The organism is Nocardioides sp. NPDC057767 (assembly GCF_042798275.1).
Taxonomy (GTDB): domain Bacteria; phylum Actinomycetota; class Actinomycetes; order Propionibacteriales; family Nocardioidaceae; genus Nocardioides.
In genome coordinates, this window is sequence record NZ_JBHVKJ010000003.1 from 109,897 (window position 1) to 128,423 (window position 18,527).

Consider the following 18,527-nt stretch of genomic DNA (forward strand, 5'->3'; position numbering starts at 1 on the left):
CAGAACCCTCCATTAGCACTTCAAGCTCACACTTGAACCATGAGTATGGATGACATCCTTCAGACGATCCGAGCTTTCGACGGCGTCCTCGAACTCGCGCCCACCGAGGGCAGCGGATTCCCGGAGATCGCCTGGGGCGACCACTTCTTCTACTTCGCCCCCGACGGCCGGGTGCCTCAGCGCGAGCAGCCGTACGCCACCATCGTGACGAAGAACTACCCTGACGACACCCTGTGCGACCTCGACCGTCCCGATCGCTGGCGGCTGAACATCCACGTCGGGACGGACGCCTTCATCGAGCTCGTCGGCGAGCATCCTCGGGCCGAGGCGGCGCCCCAGGACTACACGCTCACCGACACGGTGCTTCCGCACCCGCTGTACCGGGCACAGGGCTGGGTGTCGATCGTCGACCCCGCCGCCGGCACACGAGAGCTGGTAGCCCAGCTCCTTCGCCGAGCGCACGAGGATGCCGAGCGCCGTACGGAGCGCCGCAACGGTCGAGAGGGGGAATCTCCGTCGTGACGCCCCCGCTCGGCCGAAGGCATGGCTGCCTGGTGGCGGTCACACGGACCGCACCAGCTCCTTGCTGGGAGCCGGGCTCGGCGGGGGCGAGGAGCGCCGGCGGCGCCACCACGGCCACGACAGGATCGCGGCGGCGGTGGCGCCTCCGGCGTTGAGGATGACGTCGTCGACCGAGGAGACGCGGCCGAGTGGCAACAGGTGCTGCATCACCTCGATGGACACCGACGCCGCGCCGGCCAGGACCAGGACCCGCCACACCGAGCGGAGCGCCGGGAAGCGGATGGGGCCGAAGAAGCCCAGCGCGGCGAAGATCAGCAGGTTGCCGATCAGCCCGATCGGGCCCATCGTCGCCATGTCCTCGAAGGGAACCAGGCTCACGTTGCCCGACAGGATGCCGTTGTTGCCGGGCAACAGGGTCAGCAGCACCCCCGGCACGGTGCCGTAGACGATGGCGACCTCCGCCAGCGAGTGGCGCCATGCCCGCGGCCAAGCCACCCCGAGTGCCCGGCGTAGCACCGCGAGCACCGGCACGGCCAGCACGGCCACCGGAAGAGCCAGCATCGTCAGGACGACGACCCCCGTCTCGGTCAGCGAGCCTGATTCGTTCACGATCATCCGATTCCCCAATCCTTCGCCATGCTGCTCAGCGCCCCCGTCGTCTCATGTAGAGGTCGAACGCCCGGTAGAGGATCGGCCGCAACGGCAGATCCCACTCGCCGACGTACCTCACCGCCCGGCCGCCGGTGCCGACCTTGAACTGGATCAGTCCCACGTGCGGGTCGTCGGCGGACAGGGTCGGGGTGATGCCCCGCAGGTCGTAGACGTCGCACCCGGCGGCCAGAGAGTCGCGGATCATCGCCCACTGACAGGCGTTGGAACCACGTACGTCCCGCTTCTGCGTCGAGGAGGCGCCGTAGACGTACCAGGCGTGACCGCCGACGCGGACGTAGATCGTCGCGGCCACGAGGTCGCCGTCGTGGCGGGCCAGGTAGAGCGCGATCCGCCGTTCCCCGTCTTCAGGGGAGTCCTCTGCGGAGAGCGCGGTGAACATCCTCTCGAAGTAGGCCAGCGGCCGCGGCGTGAAGTGGTCGCGCTCGGCGGTGTGCACGTAGAGGTCGTGGAAGGCCTTCAAATCCTCGCCGCCGGTGGAGGTGGTGACCTCGACGCCGGCCTTGGCGGCCTTCTTGATGTTGCGCCGCCACAGCTGGTTCATGCCCCGGAGCACCTCGTCCTCGGAACGGGCGGTTCCGTCCGGGCGCCGCAGCGGGATCTCGTACGTGAACTGCGGCTGTCCCGCCCCGAACCCGTCCTCGGGGTTCTGCGGGATCCAGCCTGAGTCGCGGAGATATCGCGTCACCTCGGCACCGGCCGGGTCCGGCCGGCCGGGGAGGTCGGTGAGCCGGGCGACCCCGGGGTCGGCGATGCCCTCCTTGACCTGGGTCGCGTCCCAGGTGTGCGTGGGCACCGGTGGCGCCACCCGGATCGCGAACGCACCCTGGGACCGCAAGTAGGAGACGAGCGGCGGGAACCAGACGGTGAGCCCGCCGGACCAGTCGATGTCCGGACCCCACGGCAGGTAGGCCAGGGTGTGGCCCAGCCGCGGCACGGGCCGGTGCAGCACCAGCCCGGTCCCGGCGAGCCGGTCGCCGGCGTACCAGCCCAGCGACTCGCTGCGCCACTCGGTCTTCACGTCGGCCCAGGCCGGGGTCTGCAGGAAGCTGACCGACCGGCGCGACCTGATGTGCTCGAGGTGCTCGGCGGGGCTGATCGGTCGGACGGTGAAGGTCACCGTGCCAGTGAACCCGAGGCGATGTCGTCAGGGCGTATGGCATTTCGGATACGTCGGCGATATGTCGTCCACCTAGGATCGGAGCATGCGGGTGCTGGTGGTCGAGGACGAGCCGTTGATGGCAGGGGCGATCCGGGACGGGCTGCGGCTGGAGGCGATCGCCGCCGACATCGCCGGCGACGGCGACACCGCGCTGGAGCTGTTGAGCGTGAACACCTACGACATCGCCGTGCTCGACCGCGACATCCCCGGGCCCTCCGGCGACGAGATCGCCAAGCGGATCGTCGCCTCCGGCACCGGGATGCCGATCCTGATGCTCACCGCGGCCGACCGGCTCGACGACAAGGCCTCCGGGTTCGAGCTGGGTGCCGACGACTACCTGACCAAGCCGTTCGAGCTGCGCGAGCTGGTGCTGCGCTTGCGGGCCCTCGATCGGCGACGTGCCCACAGCCGGCCGCCGGTGCGGGAGATCGCCGGCCTGCGGGTCGACCCGTTCCGCCGGGAGGTCTACCGCGACGGCCGCTACGTGGCGCTGACCCGCAAGCAGTTCGCGGTGCTCGAGGTGCTCGCCGCCGCGGAGGGCGGCGTGGTCAGCGCCGAGGAGCTGCTGGAACGGGCCTGGGACGAGAACGCCGACCCGTTCACCAACGCCGTACGCATCACCGTCTCCGCCCTGCGCAAGCGGCTCGGCGACCCCGCGATCATCGCGACCGTGCCCGGTGTCGGATACCGGATCGATGTCGGTTCCTAGACGCCCGGGGATGAGCGTCCGGCTCAAGCTGACGCTCAGCTACGCCGGGGTCATCGTGGTCACCGGGGTGCTGCTCCTCGCGGTGGTGTGGGTCTTCCTGCTGCGGTACGTCCCGGACGGGGTGTGGTTGGAATGGCCGCAGCAGGCCGGGCGACCGGGCGCACCCTTCGTCCCCAACCGCTCCGACCTCGAGCGTGCGTTCGCGCCGCGGGCGGCCACGATGATGGGCTTCCTGGTCGTGTTCGGGCTGGTGGGCGGCTGGATTCTCGCCGGCCGGATGCTCGCGCCGCTGAGGAGGATCACCGAGGCCACACGTACGGCCGCGACCGGATCGCTCTCGCACCGGGTCGATCTCGACGGCCCCGGTGACGAGTTCCGTGAGCTCGCCGACGCCTTCGACAACATGCTGGAGAAGGTCGAGTCGCAGGTGGCCGAGCAGCAGCGGTTCGCGGCCAACGCGTCCCACGAGCTGCGCACCCCGCTGGCGATCACGCAGACGCTCCTCGACGTCGCCGGCAAGGACCCGAACCGCGACGTCGACCAGCTCATCGACCGTCTCCGGCTGATCAACTCCCGTGCGATCGACCTGACCGAGGCGTTGCTCGTGCTCAGCCGTGCCGACCAGCGCTCCTTCGTCCGTGAGCGGGTCGACCTGTCCCTGGTCGCCGAGGAGGCGGTCGAGACGCTGCTGCCGCTGGCCGAGCAGCGCGGCGTACGGATCGAGGTCACCGGTGACCAGGCTCCGGTCAGCGGCTCCCCGGCACTGCTGCTCCAGGTGGCGACCAACCTGATCCACAACGCCGTCGTCCACAACCTGCCCGAGGACGGGTCCGTGTCGGTCGCCGTCACCGCCCGGGAGAGGAGCGTGGTCCTCACCGTCGCCAACACCGGTGAGGAGCTCTCCCGCGAGCTCGTCGCGACCCTCACCGAGCCGTTCCAGCGAGGCACCCAGCGCATCCACGTCGACCATGCCGGTGTCGGGCTGGGCCTGGCGATCGTCAAGAGCATCACCCGCGCCCACGACGGCAACCTGGCCGTTCTCGCCCGCCCCGGTGGCGGGCTGCGGGTCTCGGTCGAGCTGCCCCGTCTGCCCTAGCCGCGAGTCGGTCAGCGCGGCGTGGCCCCGGTGCGCAGCAGGTCGAGGGTGCGCGGCTCGATCAGGGTGGAGAGGGCGACCACGCTGGTCGAGCGGACGACGGCGTGGGACTGGTCGATGCGGACGAGCACCTCCTGGAGCTTCGCGTGCGACCCGGTCGCGACCTTGCAGAAGACGTCGAAGGAGCCGGTGGTGACGTACGCCTCCAGCACCTCGGGGATCTCGGCGAGGTCGCGGCGTACGTCCTCCAGGGCGCCTTGGGAGATCTCCAGCGTCACGAAGGCCTGCACAGCGTGGCCGGCCGCGGCCGGGTCGATCGTCGGCGCCCAGTCGCGGATCACGCCGGCCTCGGTCAGCTTGCGCAGCCGGCTCTGCACGGTGGCGCGGGCGACGCCGGCCACGCGGGAGAGCTCGAGGTCGCCGACGCGGGGGTGGGCGTGCAGGGTCTCCAGGAGGGTGACGTCGAGGTCATCGAGTTTCATGACCCGATGGTAGTCAGATTGTCTAGCGACAAGCTGAAGAGTCTGGTCCGATCTGACAGATTGACCAGTGCTCAGTGGTCAACTTGTTTGGTGTGACTCGGCCCACTTGACTTGCCCGCATGACGCTTGCAGACACCCTGACCAACCAAGAGAAGCTCGCCGGACTCGGGCTGGCCGAGCTGGAGCAGCTCGTCGGCCTGGTGGCCTACGACGACACCTCTGACCCGTTCCCGGTCACCGGCTGGGACGCGGTCGTATGGGCCGTCGGCAACGCCACCCAGACCGCTCACTTCTTCCAGAGCGCCTTCGGCATGGAGCTCGTCGCCTACTCCGGTCCCGAGACCGGAAACCGCGACCACCACTCCTACGTGCTGCGCAGCGGGGGAGTGCGGTTCGTGATCAAGGGCGGCGTCGCGCCCGAGAGCGAGATCATCGCCCACCACGCCCGCCACGGTGACGGCGTCATCGACATCGCCCTCGAGGTGCCCGACGTCGACCGCTGCATCGCCCACGCTCGCTCCGCCGGCGCCACCGTGCTCGAGGAGCCCCACGACGTGACCGACGAGCACGGCACCGTACGCATCGCCGCCATCGCGACCTACGGCGAGACCCGCCACACCCTGGTCGACCGCTCCGGCTACGACGGCCCCTACCTGCCGGGCTACGTGACCCGCACCTCGACGCTGAAGAAGCCCGAGGGCGCCCCCAAGCGCCTCTTCCAGGCGCTCGACCACGTCGTCGGCAACGTCGAGCTCGGCAAGATGGACGAGTGGGTCGACTTCTACGGCCGCGTCATGGGCTTCACCAACATGGCCGAGTTCATCGGCGACGACATCGCCACCGACTACTCCGCGCTGATGTCGAAGGTCGTCGCCAACGGCAACCACCGGGTGAAGTTCCCGCTCAACGAGCCCGCGATCGCCAAGAAGAAGTCGCAGATCGACGAATACCTGGAGTTCTACCAGGGTCCCGGCGCCCAGCACCTGGCGCTGGCCACCGGCGACATCCTGGCCACCGTCGACGCGCTGCGCGATGCCGGCATCGAGTTCCTCAACACCCCCGACTCCTATTACGAGGACCCGGAGCTGCGTGCCCGGATCGGTGAGGTGCGCGTGCCGATCGAGGAGCTGCAGAAGCGCGGCATCCTCGTCGACCGCGACGAGGACGGCTACCTGCTGCAGATCTTCACCAAGCCGATCGGCGACCGCCCCACGGTCTTCTTCGAGCTGATCGAGCGCCACGGCTCGCTCGGCTTCGGAAAGGGCAACTTCAAGGCTCTCTTCGAGGCCATCGAGCGCGAGCAGGAGCGCCGCGGCAACTTCTGATACCGCTGGTCGAGCCGGATTCGTGAGGAACGAGCGAATCCGTGTCGAGACCAACACGGTTCGTACGCGACTGTGTTGGTCTCGACACGCTCGCTGCGCTCGCGGCTCGACCGACGGCGGCGGGGATCAGCGGGACTGTTGGGCGAGGCGGACCGGTGCGTTGCCGGCGCCGTAGCCGTCGTAGCGCCGGCGGCGCTCGACGAGCTCGAAGAAGACCTCGCCGACGGTCTCGGTGTAGCAGTGCAGGTACTCGCCGTCGGCGTCGCGGTCGTAGAGCAGGTCGAGGTCGCGCAGGGTGGCGACGAGGTCCTCGGGCAGGGCGAAGCGGGCGACCAGGTCGTCGTAGTAGTTGCCCGGCACCTTCAGCGGCCGCAACCCGCGCTCGCGGGCGGCCGCGACGACGCCGATGATGTCGTGGCAGGCGAGCGCGACGTGCTGTGCCTGGCCCTGCTGCTCGGTCGGGAGCAGGTTCAGCGGCAGCCGTACGCCGCCGGCCGGCGAGCTCATCACCTGGCTGCGTACGAGGCCGGAGGGACCGGCGACCTCCTGGGTCGGCTGCGGGTTCAGCGACAGCACGCTGGTGTAGAAGAGGACCGCCTCGTCGAAGCTGTGCCAGGGCTGGACCAGGTTGACGTGGTCGATGCGGGCGCCCTGCCCGGTGCCCGACACCCCGCCGTGGAACTCGCCGATCCAGTCCTCCGCGAGCGAGAGGAAGACCTCGGTGCCGTCGGGGGAGGTGAACGCGCGCAGCGCCTGCTCACCGGCGTAGGTCCGGCGGTGGACCGGCGGTGCCATCAGCCGCGCGGCGCGCTCGGCAGCCGCGCCGGAGTCGGCGACATCGAAGCCGACCGCGGCGATCCGCGGCTCGGGGGAGGCGCTGGGTACGTCGTTGCACACGACGCGAGCCGAGCCCCAGGTCCACAGTCGCACCTGCTTGCTGCGGTGGCGGCCGCCGAAGTCGAAGCCGAGCTGCTCGAGCAGGACCTCGACGCCGGAGGTGTCCGTCGCCTTGATCTCGACGAAGTCGAAGGCCTCAGGCGCGGCGACCTCGGGCAGCCGGGGGAGCGGACCCGCCTCCTCGCCGAGCAGGTCGGCGGTGCGGTCGGCGAGCCAGCGCAACGATCTCTGGGCCTGGCGGGCGGTGCGCACCGGCTCGGTCTGCCGGAAGGTGTCGTTGAAGACCTCCAGCGAGAGCGGGCCGGTGTAGCCGGCGCGGAGCACGTGGCCGAGGAAGGACGGCAGATCGAAGCTGCCCTCGCCCGGGAAGAGCCGGTGGTGGCGGCTCCAGGAGAGCACGTCCATGCTGAGCGCGGGCGCGTCGGCGAGCTGCAGGAAGAAGATCTTCTCGCCCGGGATCTCCTCGATCTGCTTGGGGTCGTGGCCGCGCGAGAGGATGTGGAAGCTGTCCAGGCAGACCCCGACGTTGGGGTGGTCGGCGAGCTCCACGATGCGCCACGAGCGCCGGTAGTCGTCGACGAACCGGCCCCAGGCCAGCGCCTCGTACGCCAACCGGATCCCGTACGTCGCCGCGAGATCGCCCAGCCGACGCAGCTGCCCCGCGGAGACCGCGTCGTCGTCGACGGTGGCCGTGCCGACGTTGCTGCAGACCAGCATCAGGTCGATCCCGAGCCGCCGCATCAGCCGGAACTTCGCCTCGGCCCGGTGCAGCACGTCGCCGAAGGCCGACTCGTCGACGCCCTCCGCGTCACGAAAGGGCTGATAGAGGGCGAGGGTCAGGCCCAGTCGGGACGCCAGCGCCCGGATCTCCTCGGGGGACTGGGGTGCGGCGATGAGGTCGGGCTCGAAGATCTCGATCGCGTCGAAGCCGGCTTCGGCCGCGGCGTACATCTTCTGGACGAGGCCGCCGCTGAGGCAGACGGTGGCGATCGAGGTGCGCATGGGTCTCCGTTCGTGGCTAATGTACGAAACGGTACATTCATTGCTGCGGGTTGGGAAGCGGGTCGTGCTCTAGGCTCGGGGCATGGTTCAGTCGCGTGATGCCGAACGCACCCGGTCCGAGCTGCTCGAGGTCGCGACCGAGGTGTTCTCGGAGCAGGGCTACTCGGGTGCCCGGGTCGACGAGATCGCCGAGCGCACCCGCACCACGAAGCGGATGATCTACTACTACTTCGGCGGCAAGGAGGGGCTGTTCCTGGCCGTGCTCGAGGCGGCCTATCGCCGGATCCGCGAGCTCGAGCAGAGCCTGCATGCCGGTGATCTCGAGCCGGTGGATGCGATCCGTCGGATCGCCGAGCTCACCTTCGACCACCACGTCAACCACCCCGACTTCATCCGCCTCGTCTCCGTCGAGAACATCCACCGTGGCCGGCATCTGGAGAAGGTCGAGTCGTTGCGCGAGCTCGGCGCTCCGGCCGCCACCGTCCTCGACGAGGTGCTCGCGCGCGGTCGCGCCTCCGGCGAGCTGCGCGCCGACGTCGACGCCGTCGACGTGCACATGATGATCAGCGCGTTCTGCGTCTTCCAGGTCGCCAACAGCGCCACGTTCGGCTTCCTGTTCGGGCGCGACATGCTCGCCCCTGACGTGCGCGAGCGCCACCGCCGCATCCTCGGCGACATCGTCGTCGGCTGGCTCACCGCCCACTGATCGCCGGCCAGAAGAGCCCGTTCCCGCGCTGCGGGGACGGGCTCTTTGCTGTGTGGGGGTTGACGAGTCGAGGTGTGATGTGATGCCCTTCACTCTCGTAACGTACTAGTTCGTACATTAAGGATCGCCCAGATGAAGTCTTCGTTTCTCGTCGGCCTGATCGGCGCGGGAGTCGGCCCCTCGCTGAGTCCGGCGCTGCACATGCGCGAAGGGTTCGAGCACGGGTTGTCGTACGCCTACAAGACGCTCGACATCACCGAGCTGGGCGTCCCGGCCGAAGGCGTGGGCGACCTGATGAGGGAGGCCCGGCGCCTCGGCTTCGACGCGCTCAACATCACTCACCCCTGCAAGGAGCTCGTGATCGAGCACCTCGACCGGCTCGACGAGACCGCGGCACGGCTCGGCGCGGTCAACACCGTGGTCTTCACCGACGAGGGTGCGGTGGGCTACAACACCGACACGACCGGGTTCGGCCACGCGCTGCGTACCGGGATGCCGGATGCGCCGCTCGGCACCGTCGTGCAGCTCGGCGCGGGAGGCGCGGGCTCGGCCGTCGCTCATGCGCTCGTGGGCCAGGGCGTGGAAAGGCTGGTCATCGCCGACATGGACCTCGACCGTGCCCAGGCGCGGGTCGAGGAGATCCGGCGCCACCACCCGGACAGCGCCGTCGAGGCGAGCCACGTCGACAAGCTGGCCGCGCTCGTGCCCGACGCCGACGGACTGGTCAACTGCACCCCGATGGGCATGGCCGACCACCCCGGCACGCCCCTGGACACCAGCCTCCTCCGCCCCGAGGCGCGAGCGGGCGGGGAGCGAAGCGACCGACGCCCTCTGTGGGTGGCGGACATCGTCTACCGGCCTCTGGACACCGCGCTGCTGCAGGCCGCGCGTGAGGTCGGCTGCCCGACGCTCCACGGAGGCAAGATGGCGGTCTACCAGGCCGTCGACGCCTTCCGGCTGATCACCGGCATCGACCCCGATGCCGAGCGGATGCTCGCCCACCTGCGCGAGCTGGCCGCGGCCGGCTGACCTCTGAACACCTCATCCACCACCCCCCACAGCCCGCGGTCAGGACCGCGGGACAGACCCCGAGGAGGACCCGATGGCGGGACCTGACATCGACAGCACCGAGAACCAAGAAGGCAAGACCCCGGTCCGGGCCGCACTGGCCAGCTTCATGGGCAGCGCGGTCGAGTACTACGACTTCTTCGTCTTCGGCTCTGCCGCGGCGCTGATCTTTCCGCACGTCTTCTTCCCCAGCGCCGGCGATGCCGCGCTGGTGATGTCGTTCGCGACGTTCGCCTTCGCGTACGTCGCCCGTCCTGTCGGCGCGGTCTTCGTCGGTCACTTCGGTGACCGGATCGGCCGCCGCAAGGTGCTGCTGTTCACCCTGCTGCTGATGGGCGGCAGCACGTTCCTGATCGGCTGTCTGCCGTCCTTCGACCAGGCCGGCTGGATCGCGCCCGCGCTGCTGGTCTTCTGCCGCCTGCTCCAGGGGCTCTCGGCCGCGGGTGAGCAGGCCGGTGCCAGCTCGCTCACGCTCGAGCACGCCCCCGACGACAAGCGCTCCTTCTACACCTCCTGGACGTTGACCGGCACCCAGGGCGGCCAGATCCTGGCGGCGCTCGTCTTCATCCCGGTGGTCGCGCTCCCGGACGAGATCAAGTACGGCATCGGCTGGCGGATCCCGTTCTGGCTCTCCGCCATCGTGGTCGTGGTGGCGTTCTTCATCCGCAGCCGCCTCAACGAGACCCCGGAGTTCGAGGAGGCCAAGGCCAACAACGAGGTCGCCAAGCTGCCTCTCGCCGTGCTGCTGCGCGACCACTGGGTCGACGTGCTCCGGGTCATCTGCTGCGCCTTCATCGCAGCCGTCTCCACGGTGTTCGGCAACCTGGCCATCGCCTACGGCGTCGCGGTCGGCATGGTCGACTCGATCACGCTGTGGCTGGTCGTCGCGGCCAACCTGGTCGCGCTGTTCACCCAGCCGATGTTCGGCCGGCTCGCCGACCGGGTCGGACGCAAGCCCGTCTTCATCTACGGCGCCGTGGCCAGCGCGGTGATGATGCCCTTCTACCTGCTCTCGATGAGCCAGGGCAGCGAGCTGCTCGTCTTCGCGCTCGCGATCGTCACCTTCTCCTTCGGCTACGCGGCCGCCAACGCCACCTGGCCCTCGTTCTACGGGGAGATGTTCTCCACGCCGGTGCGCTTCTCCGGCGTCGCGATCGGCACCCAGATCGGCTTCATGCTGGCCGGGTTCACGCCGTCGATCGTCACCGCTCTCGGCGGCGTGAAGGAGGGCGGCTGGGTCGTCACCGCCGGCTACACCGCGGTCGTCTGCCTCGTCGCGTCGATCGCCGCCCTGACCGCACGCGAGACCAAGGACGTACGCACCGCCGACCTCGGTCTGCGGACGTCGCCGACCCCGCAGGGCGCCGTCGCCTGAGGATCCCTCCGCTGGTCGAGCCGGATTCGTGAGGAACGAGCGAATCCGTGTCGAGACCAACACAGTCCTATCGGCGCTCGAAGGGACCGTGTTGGTCTCGACACGCCTCCGCCCAGCGGCTCGACCAGCGGGGCGGGCTCGACCAGCGGCGTCACTGCTCGCGGCGGTGGCGGTTGCGGCGGCGTACGACGTCCTTGAGGTCCGCGACCGGACCCAGGTGGCCCAGCTTCTCCGGGTTGGTGACCGAGAGGATCCGCTGGATCTGGCCGCCGAGGATGTCGAGGGTCCAGGTGCCGAGAATGGCGCCGTCGGCGTCGCGGAGGATGGCGCCGGGCTCGCCGTTGAGCTCGCGCTGCTCCAGGCGGGCGCCGATGGCGAGCAGCGGCGGAACCGCGGCGACCAGGATGCGTGCCGCCTTCTCCGCTCCGAACCGCCCACCGACGCCACCGGCGATGCCACCGCCGTCATTGACGGTCTCGACGTCGGCGGCCAGCAGCGCCTGGAGCCGGTCGAGGTCGCCGTCGCGCAACGCCTCGAAGAACCTGTCGGAGAGCTCGGCCCGCTTGCGCCGGTCCGCCTCGAAGCGCGGCTTCCCGTCGTCCATGTGGCGGCGGGCACGCGAGGCGAGCTGGCGGCAGGCCGCCTCGGAGCGGTCGACCGCGGCCGCGATGTCGGCGAAGCCGAAGTGGAAGACCTCGCGCAGCACGAACACCGCTCGCTCGAGCGGGCTGAGCCGCTCGAGCAGCAGGAGTGCGGCCATCGACACCGAGTCGGCCAGCTCGGTCGCGCGCTCTGGGCTGGCGTAGAGGTCCTCGCGCTCGCCGACGCGGGAGTCGGTCGGCAGCGGCTCGGGGAACCACGGCCCGACGTACGTCTCCCGCCGCACGCGCGCGGACCGAAGCACGTCGAGGGAGATGCGGGTGACGACGGTCGAGAGGTAGGCCTTGAGCGAGTCGGGCTCGGTCGAGGTCGACTCCAGTCGCAGCCAGGTCTCCTGCACCGCATCCTCGGCCTCGCTCACGCTGCCGAGGATGCGGTAGGCGATCGAGAACAGCAGCGGGCGCAGCTCCTCGAACTCGATCTCGGTCTCAGGTGTCACGGTCGTCCTCCCTCGGGTCACATCTTCCACCCTGGGACGACGCAGCGCCCGGGACTGTGACATCGGCCGGGATGGGTTCCAGACTGCTCTCGTGGGTCATCTGATCGCGGCCGGGCCGCGCCATTCGCTCGGGATCTCCGCGGACGGCACTGTCGTCGCCGCCGGTGCGGGAGCGTCGGGGGAGTGCCGAACAGCGGGCTGGACCGAGGTCATCGACGTGGCCGCGGGCAACGTACACACGGCCTCCAACACCGGACGCTCCCACAGCGTCGGGCTCCGGTCCGACGGCACCGTGGTGGCGGCGGGCTGGAACAACGAGGGTCAGTGCGAGGTCAGCTCCTGGCGTGAGGTGACCGCGGTCGCGGCAGGTTGGCGCCGCACACTGGGTCTACGTGCAGACGGGACCGTGCTCGCCGCGGGAAGGCTCGCCGAAGGTGCCGGCGAGGTGAGCTCGTGGCGGGAGATCGTCGCGCTGGCGTGCGGCGACTGGCACTCGGTGGGCCTCCGGGCGGACGGGACGACGATCGCCGTGGGGAACGGCCGCCGCGGACAGTGCTCCGTCGGCGGGTGGACCGACGTCACGACCGTCGCCGCCGGTTACCTTCACACGGTCGGTCTGACCAGCGCCGGCCGCGTCCTCGCGGTGGGAGACCGCACCGGTGGTGCCTGTGAGGTCGAGGCCTGGAGCGACGTCGTGGCAGTGGCCGCCGGGAGCTACCACACCGTCGCCGTCACCGCCGACGGCCGAGCCTCGGCCGTCGGCGGCAACGACGCCGGTCAGTGCGATGTCGTCGACTGGCGCGAGATCGTCGCGGTGGCTGCCGGTTCCAGGCACACGCTCGGGCTACGGGCAGACGGGTCCGTCGTCGCCACCGGGAGCGACGAGCACGGTCAGTGCGACGTCACCGGATGGCCGCCGCTCCGGCGCTGAGGTCCTCGCTACCGGTTCTCGGCCAGGAAGTGGTCCAGGTCCTCGAGGTCGTCGGTGTTGATGTGGTCGACGCCGGCCGCGAGCAGCTCGGTCCAGACCGCCTCTCGCGCGGGACCGTCGGCGTCCGGCGTCGCCCAGAAGCGCACCCGATAGCCCTGGGAGTGGGCGTGGTCGACGATCTCGTGCAGCTTGCGCCGCTCGGCCTCCGGCATCGGGCCGATGCCCTGCCAGACGAAAACCTTGGTCCAGTTGTCGCTGACCAGCGGCATCAGCGACGCCGGCATCCCGGAGCGGAGATCGCCCATCCGGCCGTCGTAGAAGCTGAGCCGTCGGGTCGCGCTCCGCATCGTCTCCAGCGGCCGGTCGCCGCTGATCACGGCCTCGACGGGACCGTCCTTGACGACGCCGTTCTCGTATCGGGTGAAGAGCTCCTCGTAGGCGGCGAGCTCCTTCTCGATCGCCGCGTACGTCGCCTCACCGGTGTTCTTGATGTCGATCAGGAGCTGGAAGGTGCCGTCGTAGCCGGGGTAGACGTCGCGCCCCTTGCCCTTGACGAGCGCCTTGAGCGGGGCGAGGTAGAGACCCTCCAGGGTCCGCGCCGGATCGAGATCGACCGCGTCGTGCGCCACCAGGAGCTCGCCGTCGACCAGCCACACGTCGGCCTCGACGCTGGTGAAGCCGTGCTCGAGCGCGTCGAACAGCGGGCGCTCGTGCTCGTAGTCGTTGTGCGCGTGCGCCTGCGGGTGCGGCGTACCGAGCTCGGCGGTCGTGGGCGTCGAGTCGGTCGCGCTCGCCGCGGCGGCGGGGGAGAGGAACGCCGCCGCCGCGAGCACTGCGGTCAGGGAGCTGAGGAAGGTGCGCATCGGGATCTCCTTCGGTGAGGGTGGCCCTCAACCTGGCCGGACCGCGTGATCCCGTGGCGACGGCCGTACGTCCCCTGCCTGAACTCCTCCCGAAGGGCTTTGCCCAAGCCTCAGCCGAGGCAGACGAAGAGGGCCAGCCCGGCGTACGCGAGGTTGACCACACCCCGGGTGACGACGCCGCTGGTGGTGTCGCTGGCGCGGGTGGCGCGGGAGGTGTGGCGGAGGTCGTCGAGGTGGACGAGCGTGTAGGCGAGGAACATCAGCACCGCGACGCCGGCCGCCCAGGTGCGGGTTGCCGGGACCAGCAGACCGATCCCGATCACCACCTCGGTGACCCCGGAGGCGTACACCGTCGCCCGCTTCGCCGGCCACCACTCCGGGACCAGCGGCTCCACCTTGCCGGGAGTGACCAGGTGGGCCACCCCGACGACGATGACGAAGGCGGCCAGGACCCAGGCGACGATGGTGACAGCCAGGCTCACCGGCTCCGCCCCTTCGTCAGCGGCATGACGCCTGCCGCCTGAACCAGTCCGGCGCGCGAACGGTCCTTGAAGCCGAAGGCGGACCCCGGGCGCCGTGCCTCCATCGACAGCGCCCAGACCGTGCTGCGGCAGACCAGCTCCTTGATCTTCGCGGCCGGTACGCCCCGGATGCGGCCGGCGACCGCGGAGTCGTCGCGACGAGCGAGGTTCACCAGGCCGCGCTCGCGGCCGATACTGATGCACTGACCCACGAAGCCGATGCTAGTGGCCTCAGGGGTCCCACCGGCCAGTCGTGTGAGCACTGTCTCGCCGGCGAGCGGCCCGAGCTGGTTGGCCGCCTGGCAGCTCATCCGGTAGGCCATCCCCGATGGTGCCGCGGCGTCGCCGGTCGCGATGATCCGGTCGTCGTCGACGCTGGTCAGCGTCTCGTCGGTGATCAGCCGGCCGAGCTCGTCGGTGGACAGCCCGCTGGTGCGGGCCAGGTCCGGTGCGGCGAAACCGGCGGTCCAGATCGTCACCGCGCTCGGTAGCTCGCGGCCGTTGTCGAGGCGTACGCTGCCCTCCATCACCTCGGCCACCCGGGCTCCCTCGACGATGCCGACGCCGAGGCGTCGCAGGTCTCGCTCGGCGACCAGGCGGCCCTTCTCGTGCAGCCACGGACCGAGCCTGTCCCCGCAGATCAGCGTGACGTTCCGGCCCGCCTCGGCGAGCTCGGAGGAGACCTCGATGCCGGTCGGTCCGCCGCCGACGACGATCACCGGGGCATCGGCGGGCGTCGCCTCCAGCGTCGCCTTGAGCCGGGTCGCCTCCTCGTAGGTCGAGACCCCGAACGCGTGCTCCGCCGCGCCGGCGACCTGGGTCGTGCCGGCGCTGCCGACGGCGTAGACCAGGTAGTCGTACGTCATCTGCTGCCCGCTCCCGAGCGCGACGGTCCGCGCGCCCGCGTCGATGGCGGCCACGGTGTCGACCACCAGCCGAACGCGCGGGCTGAGCACGTCGGCGTAGGACACCACGGCCTCCGAGGTCCCGCCGGCGGCCAGCTGGTGCAGCCGGATCCGCTCGACGAACTGGTCGCGCGGGTTGACCAGGGTGATGTCGATGTCGTCGCGCTTGGCGAGCCGGTTGGCGGCCATCACGCCGGCATATCCGCCGCCGACGACCACGACCCGGCTCCTGCTGAAGGCTTCTTGGTTGTTCATACCCTCAAGACACCCCTCCAGCGAGGTCTGTGACATCGGGAGGTGGTGAAGCCGAGAGTGAGCCACAGGTCACTCTCGGCCTCACCACCACCACTCGGTCAGGAGACCGTGATGGTGAACCTCGCCCTCGAGCCGTCGGAGGCGGCGATCGTGCCTCGATACGTCCCCGGGGAGTCGTACGCATGAGCAGCCGTCACCGCGTAGACCCCGGCAGCGTGGAGCGAGTCCCGGGGTTCGGACGCGGTGAACCGTGCGGGGACCGGAGCCGATCCGTCGCCGAAGTCGACCGTCGCCGTGAGCGGTGCGGTCAGCGACGAGCCACCGGTGCTGTCCGCGTCGTCGACCTCGTCGACGGTGACCGTGGCCCCGTCCGTCTTGGTCCCGGGGGCGGCGAGCAGTCCGACCGACACCGATCCGGCCGATCCGGCAGACACCGCGGCATCGGTTCCGGCGAGCTCGGTCGACCAGGCGATCTGCGGCCCGTCGTAGAAGTTGGTGCCGGCGGCGGCCAGTCGCGGACCGACCGAGGCGAGCCGCGCCGCGAAGTCCGACGGCGAGCGCAGCGACTCGGCCGTCCAGCCGGTCTCCCCGTGCGCGAGGATGCGGGGGAAGATCATGAACTCGGCCTGGTCGACGCCCCGGACCGTCTCGGACCACAGCGGTGCCTCGGTGCCGAGGATGTGCTCGTCCCCGACACCCGCGATGACCTCCTGCGGGCTCCAGTCGTAGTAGTGCGCGACGTCGCAGTCGCCCGAGCACGCCCAGGAGAGCCCGATGGGCGTCTTCGGGTGATACTTCATGTCGAGGTACGACATGTTGCCCGGCGAGACGAGCAGCTTGGCGCCGTCCTCGAGGACGGCGCGCTTCGCGTGCTCGGTCGTGCCTGCCCAGTACTGAACACCGTCACCCGGGGTGAGCCCGGACTCGGCGTACTCGTTCCAGCCGATCGTCTTCTTCCCGAGTCCGTGGACGATCGCGAGCGCCCGCTCGACGAACGCCACGTAGCCCTCGTGGCCATAGCGCTGCGTCATCGCGTGCGACTCGTCGCCGCCGACGTGCAGGAACTCCGACGGCGTGAGCGCGGCGAGCTGCGAGAAGACGTGCTCGATGAACGTGTAGGTCACCTCGGAGGTCGGATCGAGGTAGGAGTAGCCGACGTCGATGGTCCCGTTGTGCGGCGCCACCGGCTCGTCCTCGGTCGCCGGGTGGCTCGACCCGGCGGTGTTGAGCTGCGGGATCGCGGCCAGGGCGGCATTGGTGTGGCCGGGGATGTCGATCTCGGGAATGATCTCGACCTCGCGCTCGGCGGCGTACCGCACCAGCGAGCGATAGTCGTCCTGGGTGTAGAACCCGGTGTGACCGTCGGCGCTCTGATACGGGTTGCCGAGCACCGCGGTCGCGCCCGAGACCCGGGTCAGTGCCGTGTAGTCGATGTCGTCACCGGGCGCCCGGCCGGAGTTGGTGATGTCGATCCGCCATCCCTGGTCGTCGGCCAGGTGCAGGTGCAGCACCGAGATCTTGGCGGCCGCCGCGGCGTCGATGACCTGCTTGACCTCGTCGACCTCGAGGAACGAGCGGGCGACATCGAGCATGAGTCCGCGATAGCTGAATCGCGGCGCGTCCAGGATCGAGACCGCCGGCACCGTCCAGGCCGTGTTGACGCGCGAGTGGGACGCGGCGAACGCCGGCAGCAGCTGCCGAAGCGTCTGGGTGCCGTTGAACAGCCCGTGGCGACTCGCTCCGGTGACCCTGACCCCCGTGGCCGTCGAAGAGATCTTGTATGCCTCCGGGTTGCCCTCGACCTTGTCGAACCCGGCCTCGGGGTCGACCGTCAGGACGACATCGCGAGAGGTCGGCCTGCCGGTGACGACCGGGAGGCCGAAGCCGGTCGCCGGGCGCAGCTCGGCGGCCAGGAGGTCGCCCACCTCGTCGGCGTCCGTTCCGCGGGCGACGATGCGGGACTGCCCGGTCAGGACGAAGTCGGGCCCACCCTTCGCGCTCACCTGGAGCGGCCTCGGCACCAGGCCTGGCACTGGAGTCTCAGCCTTGGCCAGGCGTTCCGCCCGGGGTTGAGCAGTGGCGGATGACGTGGTCGACGCGGCGATGAGCACGGTGGCGACGCCGACTGCCAACGCCGCTGTCAGAATTTGGATAGAGCCCGAACGAATCATGCGCATGCCTCCATCGACGGCGAACTCGGTCAACCATCGAGAGTAACGGCGTCGGCGCCGCAGCGTCGCGGAATTCAGCGATCGTCAGGCCAGAGCGGCGACGGCGTCCGCCAGATCATCGACGGACCGGGCGCGCTCCGGGTGGCTGCCGTCGGGACCCAGGCTGAGCTGGAAGCCCATGAACGCGGCGTCGATGACGTTGGCTGCTCGTTCGGCGACAGCGGGGTCCACTCCGGACTTGGTCAGATGCGCGATGAGACCGGCGATCCACAGCGTGTTGGCTTCCTGGACCGCCGAGACGTACGGCTCCCTGCCGAAGAGACCCAGTGCGGCCGCCTCCACATAGATCCTGCTGCACCGGTCGCCCTCCATCACCGCCCAGAGGTCATAGACGGCGGACCGCAGGTCCTCGGAGGGCTCGAGCGCGGCGACCTCGGCGACCGACCGCTCGTTGGAGGTGCGGAGGACGTCGGCGACCAGCTGGTCCTTGGTCCCGAAGTGGTAGAGCAGGACCCGGTTGCTGGTGCCCAGCTCGGCCGCCAGCGGCCGCAGGCTCAGGCCGATCAGGCCGTTCGCGTGGACGTAGTCGGTCGCCAGCTCGGCCCAGGCGGCGCGGCGCTGTGGATCTTTGGCGGGCGCGGTGCCAGCGGTCGTCATGCGGCGACTGTAACAACTGGATACGCCATTTGTATCACCTGCAACAAATTTGTACCACCTGCAACAATTTTGTCCGCCAAGCCCTTGACCTGGCCCTTCGCGTCCGCGCAGG

The 18,527-nt window shown here is 70.0% G+C and carries 18 protein-coding genes; 8 read left to right on the top strand and 10 right to left on the bottom strand.

Features of this window, described 5'->3' with window-relative positions; genetic code table 11:
- Positions 1-39: 39 nt before the first annotated feature.
- On the top strand, positions 40-522 hold the full coding sequence (locus tag ACFVDI_RS02880) for a DUF6194 family protein (protein WP_378900205.1): 483 nt from the start codon (positions 40-42) through the stop codon (positions 520-522).
- Positions 523-561: 39 nt separating this feature from the next.
- Here the strand turns inward: ACFVDI_RS02880 and ACFVDI_RS02885 are convergent, their stop codons facing one another.
- Together ACFVDI_RS02885 and ACFVDI_RS02890 are read right to left on the bottom strand one after the other, a co-directional pair.
- On the bottom strand, positions 562-1,137 hold the full coding sequence (locus tag ACFVDI_RS02885) for a VanZ family protein (RefSeq protein WP_378900208.1): 576 nt from the start codon (positions 1,135-1,137) through the stop codon (positions 562-564).
- Positions 1,138-1,165: 28 nt separating this feature from the next.
- On the bottom strand, positions 1,166-2,311 hold the full coding sequence (locus tag ACFVDI_RS02890) for a lipid II:glycine glycyltransferase FemX (RefSeq protein ID WP_378900211.1): 1,146 nt from the start codon (positions 2,309-2,311) through the stop codon (positions 1,166-1,168).
- Positions 2,312-2,396: 85 nt separating this feature from the next.
- Between ACFVDI_RS02890 and ACFVDI_RS02895 the strand changes: the two genes are divergently transcribed.
- Positions 2,397-3,062, top strand: coding sequence for a response regulator transcription factor (locus tag ACFVDI_RS02895; protein ID WP_378900214.1), 666 nt, complete (start codon positions 2,397-2,399; stop codon positions 3,060-3,062).
- 10 nt (positions 3,063-3,072) lie between these two features.
- A complete protein-coding gene (locus ACFVDI_RS02900; RefSeq protein ID WP_378900217.1) occupies positions 3,073-4,158 on the top strand; it encodes a sensor histidine kinase in 1,086 nt (361 codons plus the stop codon).
- Between the two features lie 11 nt (positions 4,159-4,169).
- On the opposite strand, the gene ACFVDI_RS02905 is transcribed toward ACFVDI_RS02900, so the two are convergent.
- On the bottom strand, positions 4,170-4,640 hold the full coding sequence (locus ACFVDI_RS02905; RefSeq protein ID WP_378900220.1) for an Lrp/AsnC family transcriptional regulator: 471 nt from the start codon (positions 4,638-4,640) through the stop codon (positions 4,170-4,172).
- Between the two features lie 119 nt (positions 4,641-4,759).
- Here ACFVDI_RS02905 and hppD point away from each other — a divergent pair, with 119 nt between their 5' ends.
- A complete protein-coding gene (gene hppD / locus ACFVDI_RS02910) occupies positions 4,760-5,965 on the top strand; it encodes a 4-hydroxyphenylpyruvate dioxygenase (RefSeq protein WP_328531168.1) in 1,206 nt (401 codons plus the stop codon).
- A 126-nt stretch (positions 5,966-6,091) separates the two neighbouring features.
- Here hppD and ACFVDI_RS02915 read toward each other — a convergent pair whose 3' ends face one another.
- Positions 6,092-7,864 (bottom strand): bifunctional sugar phosphate isomerase/epimerase/4-hydroxyphenylpyruvate dioxygenase family protein, encoded by a 1,773-nt coding sequence (locus ACFVDI_RS02915; protein ID WP_378900224.1) that lies wholly within the window; start codon positions 7,862-7,864, stop codon positions 6,092-6,094.
- An 82-nt stretch (positions 7,865-7,946) separates the two neighbouring features.
- On the opposite strand from ACFVDI_RS02915, the gene ACFVDI_RS02920 reads away from it, so the two are divergent.
- The 3 genes from ACFVDI_RS02920 (at position 7,947) to ACFVDI_RS02930 (ending at position 11,013) form a co-directional block, all read left to right on the top strand.
- Entirely contained in the window at positions 7,947-8,570 is a 624-nt protein-coding gene (locus tag ACFVDI_RS02920) for a TetR/AcrR family transcriptional regulator (RefSeq protein WP_378900227.1), read from the top strand.
- 132 nt (positions 8,571-8,702) lie between these two features.
- The gene (locus ACFVDI_RS02925; protein WP_378900230.1) at positions 8,703-9,599 is read left to right on the top strand and encodes a shikimate dehydrogenase; all 897 of its coding nucleotides are present in this window, start codon (positions 8,703-8,705) and stop codon (positions 9,597-9,599) included.
- 73 nt (positions 9,600-9,672) lie between these two features.
- Positions 9,673-11,013 carry an MFS transporter gene (locus tag ACFVDI_RS02930; protein ID WP_378900233.1) on the top strand — a complete coding sequence of 447 codons (1,341 nt, stop codon included), beginning with the start codon at positions 9,673-9,675 and terminating at the stop codon, positions 11,011-11,013.
- A 151-nt stretch (positions 11,014-11,164) separates the two neighbouring features.
- Here ACFVDI_RS02930 and ACFVDI_RS02935 read toward each other — a convergent pair whose 3' ends face one another.
- Complete coding sequence (locus tag ACFVDI_RS02935) at positions 11,165-12,112, bottom strand: RNA polymerase sigma-70 factor (protein ID WP_378900236.1); 948 nt, start codon at positions 12,110-12,112, stop codon at positions 11,165-11,167.
- 91 nt (positions 12,113-12,203) lie between these two features.
- On the opposite strand from ACFVDI_RS02935, the gene ACFVDI_RS02940 reads away from it, so the two are divergent.
- A complete protein-coding gene (locus ACFVDI_RS02940; protein ID WP_378900238.1) occupies positions 12,204-13,043 on the top strand; it encodes an RCC1 domain-containing protein in 840 nt (279 codons plus the stop codon).
- An 8-nt stretch (positions 13,044-13,051) separates the two neighbouring features.
- Here the strand turns inward: ACFVDI_RS02940 and ACFVDI_RS02945 are convergent, their stop codons facing one another.
- The 5 genes from ACFVDI_RS02945 to ACFVDI_RS02965 all read right to left on the bottom strand — a co-directional run bounded on the left by ACFVDI_RS02945 (position 13,052) and on the right by ACFVDI_RS02965 (position 18,415).
- Entirely contained in the window at positions 13,052-13,906 is an 855-nt protein-coding gene (locus ACFVDI_RS02945; protein WP_378900240.1) for a phosphatidylinositol-specific phospholipase C/glycerophosphodiester phosphodiesterase family protein, read from the bottom strand.
- A gap of 110 nt (positions 13,907-14,016) precedes the next feature.
- Positions 14,017-14,388 (bottom strand): hypothetical protein, encoded by a 372-nt coding sequence (locus ACFVDI_RS02950; protein ID WP_378900242.1) that lies wholly within the window; start codon positions 14,386-14,388, stop codon positions 14,017-14,019.
- Positions 14,385-15,587 carry an NAD(P)/FAD-dependent oxidoreductase gene (locus ACFVDI_RS02955; protein WP_378900244.1) on the bottom strand — a complete coding sequence of 401 codons (1,203 nt, stop codon included), beginning with the start codon at positions 15,585-15,587 and terminating at the stop codon, positions 14,385-14,387. The genes ACFVDI_RS02950 and ACFVDI_RS02955 overlap by 4 nt, the downstream gene beginning before the upstream one ends.
- 98 nt (positions 15,588-15,685) lie before the next feature.
- Positions 15,686-17,764 carry a family 20 glycosylhydrolase gene (locus ACFVDI_RS02960; protein ID WP_378900246.1) on the bottom strand — a complete coding sequence of 693 codons (2,079 nt, stop codon included), beginning with the start codon at positions 17,762-17,764 and terminating at the stop codon, positions 15,686-15,688.
- 78 nt (positions 17,765-17,842) lie between these two features.
- Complete coding sequence (locus ACFVDI_RS02965) at positions 17,843-18,415, bottom strand: TetR/AcrR family transcriptional regulator (protein ID WP_378900250.1); 573 nt, start codon at positions 18,413-18,415, stop codon at positions 17,843-17,845.
- Positions 18,416-18,527 lie beyond the last annotated feature (112 nt).